8 protein-coding genes, 1 tRNA gene and 2 pseudogenes are annotated in these 6,151 nt (G+C 71.1%); 6 read left to right on the top strand and 5 right to left on the bottom strand.

Annotated features, from left to right (window positions below; translation table 11 throughout):
- Window positions 1-15: 15 nt before the first annotated feature.
- From ACWEVO_RS27255 to ACWEVO_RS27240, 4 genes and pseudogenes are all read right to left on the bottom strand, one after another.
- Window positions 16-546: an N-acetyltransferase family protein gene (locus ACWEVO_RS27255; protein WP_452310351.1), complete on the bottom strand. Its 531-nt coding sequence runs from the start codon at window positions 544-546 to the stop codon at window positions 16-18.
- Between the two features lie 64 nt (window positions 547-610).
- Window positions 611-697 (bottom strand) — tRNA-Leu (locus ACWEVO_RS27250).
- Between the two features lie 214 nt (window positions 698-911).
- Window positions 912-1,058, bottom strand: coding sequence for a transposase (locus tag ACWEVO_RS27245; RefSeq protein ID WP_452310350.1), 147 nt, complete (start codon window positions 1,056-1,058; stop codon window positions 912-914).
- Window positions 1,059-1,081: 23 nt separating this feature from the next.
- Window positions 1,082-1,330, bottom strand: a pseudogene (locus ACWEVO_RS27240) (transposase); the annotation flags it as partial.
- Between the two features lie 33 nt (window positions 1,331-1,363).
- Here ACWEVO_RS27240 and ACWEVO_RS27235 point away from each other — a divergent pair.
- Window positions 1,364-2,515 (top strand): RNA-guided endonuclease InsQ/TnpB family protein, encoded by a 1,152-nt coding sequence (locus ACWEVO_RS27235; RefSeq protein WP_452310349.1) that lies wholly within the window; start codon window positions 1,364-1,366, stop codon window positions 2,513-2,515.
- A gap of 41 nt (window positions 2,516-2,556) precedes the next feature.
- On the opposite strand, the gene bcp is transcribed toward ACWEVO_RS27235, so the two are convergent.
- Entirely contained in the window at window positions 2,557-3,042 is a 486-nt protein-coding gene (gene bcp / locus ACWEVO_RS27230; RefSeq protein WP_452310348.1) for a thioredoxin-dependent thiol peroxidase, read from the bottom strand.
- Between the two features lie 121 nt (window positions 3,043-3,163).
- Here bcp and ACWEVO_RS27225 point away from each other — a divergent pair, with 121 nt between their 5' ends.
- The 5 genes and pseudogenes from ACWEVO_RS27225 to ACWEVO_RS27205 all read left to right on the top strand — a co-directional run.
- The gene (locus ACWEVO_RS27225; RefSeq protein ID WP_452310347.1) at window positions 3,164-3,886 is read left to right on the top strand and encodes an energy-coupling factor ABC transporter permease; all 723 of its coding nucleotides are present in this window, start codon (window positions 3,164-3,166) and stop codon (window positions 3,884-3,886) included.
- Complete coding sequence (locus ACWEVO_RS27220) at window positions 3,883-4,311, top strand: PDGLE domain-containing protein (protein ID WP_452310346.1); 429 nt, start codon at window positions 3,883-3,885, stop codon at window positions 4,309-4,311. The genes ACWEVO_RS27225 and ACWEVO_RS27220 overlap by 4 nt, the downstream gene beginning before the upstream one ends.
- Before the next feature lie 14 nt (window positions 4,312-4,325).
- Window positions 4,326-5,096, top strand: a complete 771-nt coding sequence (cbiQ, locus tag ACWEVO_RS27215) for a cobalt ECF transporter T component CbiQ (protein ID WP_452310345.1) — start codon at window positions 4,326-4,328, stop codon at window positions 5,094-5,096.
- Entirely contained in the window at window positions 5,093-5,863 is a 771-nt protein-coding gene (locus ACWEVO_RS27210; RefSeq protein WP_452310344.1) for an energy-coupling factor ABC transporter ATP-binding protein, read from the top strand. The genes cbiQ and ACWEVO_RS27210 overlap by 4 nt, the downstream gene beginning before the upstream one ends.
- A gap of 221 nt (window positions 5,864-6,084) precedes the next feature.
- A pseudogene (locus ACWEVO_RS27205) lies at window positions 6,085-6,151 on the top strand (helix-turn-helix transcriptional regulator); the annotation flags it as partial.

Raw genomic sequence — 6,151 nt, 5'->3', positions numbered from 1 at the left:
GCGGGCGCCAACCGGTCAGGCCGCCGCGTCCGCCAGGTCGAGCCACATGAAGACCTCGTCCCGGTCGTCCCCCGGGCCGACCCGCAGCGCCCCCGGCAGCCGCCCCACCTCGCGGTAGCCCAGCCGGCCGTAGAACTCCTCCAGGCCCTGGCCGCCCCGGAGCGTGACGTGCAGCGCCGACCAGCCCAGCTCCGGCGCGCGTCGCGCCGCTTCGCGCATGAGGTCCAGACCGTACCCCCGGCCCTGGGTGTCCGGGTGGACCATGACCCGCTTGAGGATCCCCCAGTGGTTCTTCAAGTGGAAGCGGTTGTCGGCGAAGATCAGCACGGCCACCGGGCGCGCGCCCGCGTAGCCGACCAGCAGCCGGTCCGGGCCGCCGGTGATGTCGGCGAAGGTGCGCTCGGCGACCGGCCGGACGTCGGCCGCGGCCACCGGGGCGACGAAGCCGACCGCACCACCGGCGTTGGTGACGTCCACCCAGAGGTCGACGAGCTGCTCGCGCAGGGCCGGGGTCAGCTCGGGATCGAGAACGAAACGCAGGTCCACGCCCGCCATCCTCGGGGAGTGGCGTGGCGTGAACCCACCTTCGTGATCCTCACGACATCGTTGCTGGTGCGGGAGAGGGGAGTCGAACCCCCACGTCCTTTCGGACAATAGGACCTAAACCTATCGCGCCTGCCTATTACGCCACTCCCGCGGACCTGCTGAGTCTAGAGCGTCGCACCGAAACGGTCTGCAGTCCGCCCGGGCGAAGATCGACCGTTCCGTGGTGGCCCCGGCTGGCGGGTTGCGGCATATCGGGGCGATTCGGCGACCGGAAGGCGCGACATGCCGCAACCCGGGTCGATCAAGCACTAGTTCAGCGGTTGATAAGGCGGGAACCCTGGCGTTTACGGCCGGGAGGAACGCCGTCACGCGCCGGGCCGTTTTTGGTTGTCGATGTACTCCTTGGCCACGGCGAGGGGTGTGCCGCCGGATGATTCGGCGAAGTGCGAGGGCGACCACAGACGCTGACCCCACAGGTAGTTGCGTAGCTGTGCGGCGAACTCGCGGCGCAAGTATCGAAAACGATGCGCTTGAGACTGTTGACCAGTCGGGACAGGGCGATGCTCGGCGCGTTGTGGACGAGCAGATGGACCTGGTCGTCCTGCCCGTTGAGCTCCCGTAGTTCGGCGCCGAGGTACCGGCACACCTGGGCCGTGACCTGCTGGCAGCGGGTGAGGATCGGATCGGTGAGCGCTCCGGGCCGGTACTTCGTGGTGAGGACACGTGCGGGTGAAGGTGGTGGACAACCGAGCGTCTGCGGCGGACGTCCGGGTCTGGGGTCCACTGTGGTGACATAGGCAATCGATACGGTGGTGGTGTGAAGTTGGTGGTGCAGGTGAAGCTCCTGCCGACGCCCGGCGAGGCTGCGGCGTTGGAGGCGACCCTGCGGGCCTGCAACGCGGCAGCGTCCGACGTTGCGGTGATGGCGCGGGAGATCGGCTGTTACCGCAACTACGATCTGCGCCGGCACGCCTACCAGGGCATCAAGGACGGCTACGGGCTCGGCGCGCAGGCCGCTCAGCATGTCATTAAGAAGGTCGCCGACGTCTACAAGACGCTCGCGGGTAACCTCAAGGCCGGCAACTATGGCAAGCCCGGATCGAAGCGCCGCCGCAAGATCGAGACCAACCCGGTCATGTTCCGTTGGGACGCCGCCCAGCCCTACGACGCAAGGATGCTGTCGTGGCGGCACGACGCCCGCGTCGTGTCGATCTGGACGGTGCGAGGGCGGCTCAAACAGGTCGCGTTCACTGGTTCCTCCGATCAGATCAAGGCCGTGGAAACCCGTCCGGTCGGCGAGTGCGACCTGGTGCACCGGGACGGCATGTGGTTTCTGTACGTCACGGTTGAGGTGGACGAGCCGCAGGTCTATGAGCCGGACGGCTTCCTGGGCGTCGACATGGGGATCGCGAACATCGCCTACGACTCCGACGACACCCGTTACGCCGGGACCACGCTTAACGGCTACCGGCGCCGCCAGCAGCGGCTCCGGAAGCGGTTGCAGGAGAAAGGCACCAAGTCGGCGAAACGGGTCCTGGCCCGCCGCCGCCGGAAGGAAACGCGGCACACCGCGAACGTCAACCACACCATCGCCAAGAGCATCGTGACCGAGGCTGCACGCACCGGCCGCGGAATCGCCGTCGAGAAACTGACGGGGATCCGCGACCGGGTCCGGCTGAGGAAGCCCCAACGGGTCACGCTGCACTCTTGGGCGTTCCGCCAACTCGGCGCGTTCCTGGTCTACAAGGCGCGCCGGGCGGGTGTACCGCTGGTCGAGGTCGACCCCCGGTACACCTCCCAGACTTGTGCGACTTGCGGGTATCGGGACAAGCGGAACCGACCCAACCAGGAAACCTTCATCTGTCGGTCGTGCGGGGTCGTTGCCCACGCCGACCACAATGCGGCTCGCAACATCGCTTCACGTGGTGTCGCCAGCTGGGGCGCAGTCAATCGCCCGCACGCGGCCTAGCCTCGCAGCCAGCCAGGACAGCGATCCGCAAGCCCTCCCATTCATGGGCGGGTAGTTGACTCGAGGCCGAGGTCGCGGCGCAGCTTGGCGACGTGGCCGGTGGCCTTGACGTTGTAGAGCGCCCGCTCGATCTTGCCGTCCTCGTCGATGACGAAGGTGGAGCGGATCACGCCGGTCACGGTCTTGCCGTACATCTGCTTCTCGCCGTACGCGCCGTACGCGGTGAGCACGGCCTTGTCGGCGTCGGCGACCAGCGGGAAGGTGATGGCGTCCCGGTCGCGGAACTTGGCCAGCTTCTCCGGCTTGTCCGGCGAGATGCCGACCACCTCGTAGCCGGCGGCCTGGAGCGAGGCGAGCGAGTCGCGGAAGTCGCAGGCCTGCTTGGTGCAGCCGGGCGTCATGGCGGCGGGGTACGCGTACAGGATGACCTTGCGGCCGCGCAGGTCGGCCAGGGAGAGCGTCTCGCCGGTATCGGTGGAAAGGGTGAACTCGGGGGCGGGGTCGCCGGGGTTGAGGCGGTCGGTCATGGCCGAGACGATACCGCCGCCGGGGCGGCCGGGGCCGGTGGCGACGCGCCCGGGCGTGATGATCACCATGGCTTGTTGCAAGGGATTGGCAACAACGGCTCGCCGCAAATAAGCTCAGCGGGTGGAAAACCTGGCGATGCACATCTCGAACGGGATCATCGACGGTCCCGTCGCCGCGATCTTCGGGGCGCTCGCGCTCGCCGTGCTCACCTTCTGCGTGCTGCGCGGGCGCCGTGACCTGGACGACCGGCTGGCGCCGATGGCCGGCCTGGTGGCCGCGTTCATCTTCGCCGTGCAGATGCTCAACTTCCCGATCTTCACCGCCGGGGTCAGCGGTCACCTGCTCGGCGGCGCGCTCGCCGCGCTGCTGGTCGGCCCGTGGGTCGGGGCGCTCTGCGTCGCGGTGGTGCTGATCGTGCAGGCCCTGATCTTCGGCGACGGCGGGGTGGCGATGCTCGGCCTGAACATCACCAACATGGCGATCATCGGCACCGCTGCCGCGTACCTGCTGATCGCGCTGCTGCTGCGGGTGCTGCCGCGGACCAGGACCGGCCTCGCCGTCACCGCCTTCGTCGCCGGGCTGGTCAGCGTGGTCGTCGCCAGCCAGGGCTTCGTGCTGGAGTACTGGCTGGGCGGCACCACCGACCTGGGCGGCAACCTCGCCGGGCTGGCCGGCACGATGGCCGGCGTCCACCTGCTGATCGGCATCGGCGAGGGCCTGATCACCGCGACCACGGTGGTCACCGTCGCCAAGGTCCGCCCCGATCTGGTGTACGCGCTGCGGGCCCGCGGAGCGGCCGCGCCGGCCGGTGCCGCCGTCCCGGTCGCCGGAGGTGCCCGATGAGCCGCCGTTCGTGGCCGTTCCTCCTCGGCGGCCTGCTGGTCGCCCTGCTGCTCGCCGGGGTGGTGAGCAACTACGCCTCGCCGCACCCGGACGGGCTGGACTCGTCCCTGCTCAAGGGCTGCACGGTGGACGCCCAGGGGGAGATCACCGGGGGCAGTTGCCCGGCCCAGAAGTCGCAGCGGCACGAGTTGGCCGACAGCCCCCTCGCCGACTACGGCGTGCGGGGGATCGGCAACACCTTCCTCTCCACCGGCCTCTCCGGCGTCCTCGGCGTGCTGCTCACCTTCGCCCTCGGCGGCGGCCTGTTCTGGCTGGCCCGCCGCCGCGGCCCCTCGTCCGGTGGGACGGCCGACCCGGCCGGCGGCGACCGGGCCGCCTCCGGGGCCGGCGAGCGGCCGGCGTCGCGCCCCGGCAGTGCCGGCTGAAGGGGTCGCGACCGATGGGTGCCGGACACGCGCACGTCCTCTACCGGGAGTCCACCTCCCCGGTGCACCGCCTCCCGCCCGAGGTGAAGATCACCGCGATGGTGCTGTTCACCGTCGCGGTGGTCGCCACGCCGCGGGAGGCGTACTGGGCCTTCGGCGGGTACGCGGTGCTGGTCGCCGCCGTGGCCGCGCTGGCCCGGGTCGGCCCGCGCTGGCTGCTCAGCCGGGCGCTGATCGAGCTGCCGTTCGTGCTGTTCGCGTTCGCGCTGCCGTTCTTCGGCACCGGCGAACGGGTCGCGGTGGCCGGGTTGAGCCTCTCCGTGGACGGCCTGCACGGCGCGTGGAACATCCTGGCGAAGGGCACCCTCGGCGTACTCGCGTCGCTCCTGCTCGCGGCGACCACGACGACCCGTGACCTGATCGTCGGCCTGGACCGGCTGCGCTGCCCCCAGGTGCTCACCCAGATCGCCACCTTCATGCTGCGCTACCTGGACGTGCTGGTCGGCGAGGCCCGGCGGATGCGGGTGGCCCGGGTGTCCCGCGGCGACGACCCGCGGTTCCTCTGGCAGCTGCGCGGCTTCGCGGCCGGGGTGGGCGCGCTCTTCCTGCGGGCCTTCGAGCGCGGCGAGCGGGTCTACCTGGCCATGGTGTCGCGCGGCTACTCCGGCCGGATGCCGGCGGTCTGGCAGGGCGCGGGCGCGGCCACCGCCGGCCAGTGGGCGGCCGCCGCGACGGTGCCGGCCATCGCGGTCTGCATCGCCGCCGTCGCGAGCGTGCTGACATGATCGGGTACGTGCAGCAGCCGCCCTCCCTGGACGTGCGTGGCGTCCGGTACGCGTATCCGGACGGTCATGTCGCCCTGCACGGGGTGGACCTGACCGTGCCGCGCGGCGACCGGGTGGCGCTGCTCGGGCCGAACGGCGCCGGCAAGACCACCCTGGTGCTGCACCTCAACGGCATCCTCACCCCGACCGAGGGAACGGTCAGCGTCGGCGGGCTAACGGTCAGCCGCGACCGGGAGACCCTCGCCGAGATCCGGCGCCGGGTCGGCATCGTCTTCCAGGACCCGGACGATCAGCTCTTCCTGCCCACCGTCGCCGAGGACGTCGCGTTCGGCCCGGCGAACCTGGGGCTGCGCGGGGCGAAGCTGGCCGCCCGGGTCGACGAGGCGCTGGCCGCGGTCGGGATGAGCGAGCACCGGGACCGGGCGCCGCACCACCTCTCCTTCGGCCAGCGCCGCCGGGTCGCGGTGGCGACCGTACTCGCCATGCACCCGGAGATCCTGGTCCTCGACGAGCCGTCGTCGAACCTGGACCCGGCGGCGCGGCGGGAGCTGGCGGAGATCCTGCGCGGCCTCCCGGTGACCCTGCTGATGGTCACCCACGACCTGCCGTACGCGGCGGAGCTGTGCGGCCGTTCGGTGATCCTCGACACCGGCCGGATCGTCGCCGACGCCCCCACCCGGGACATCCTCACCGACGACGAGCTGCTGGCCACCCACCGCCTGGAGCTCCCGTACGCGTTCGACCCCCGCGCCGTCCCCGCTCCCTGACACCGCGCACGGCCCGCCCCGGCGGCCGCTCGCCAGCCCCGACCCGGGGTGGCCCGGGCGGTCGGCGCCGGCCTCCCGCGCCGAGTCGCGCTCGATCCTGGATGTAGCGCCCTCTGGCCGACACGAAGACCACTACTTCCCGGATCGAGCGCGATCATCCGCGGGGCCCGGGCCGCGACGGGGGCCTCAGCGAAGTGCGGGGGTCGCGGGGGAGGGCGTGGATCGCCAGTGAGCTGTCGCTGTCGGTCAACACGGTCAAGACCCACGTGCGCAACATCTACCGCAAGC

Source organism: Micromonospora sp. NPDC003776, assembly GCF_053605645.1.
This window is presented reverse-complemented; position numbering and strand designations above follow the sequence as displayed.

What these genes read in the sequence shown, in the direction of transcription:
- bcp (WP_452310348.1), bottom strand. Translation starts at nt 3,042, where the DNA reads ATGACCGACCGCCTCAACCCCGGCGACCCCGCCCCCGAGTTCACCCTT.
- ACWEVO_RS27220 (WP_452310346.1), top strand. Translation starts at nt 3,883, where the DNA reads ATGAGCCGCCGTTCGTGGCCGTTCCTCCTCGGCGGCCTGCTGGTCGCC.
- cbiQ (WP_452310345.1), top strand. Translation starts at nt 4,326, where the DNA reads ATGGGTGCCGGACACGCGCACGTCCTCTACCGGGAGTCCACCTCCCCG.
- ACWEVO_RS27210 (WP_452310344.1), top strand. Translation starts at nt 5,093, where the DNA reads ATGATCGGGTACGTGCAGCAGCCGCCCTCCCTGGACGTGCGTGGCGTC.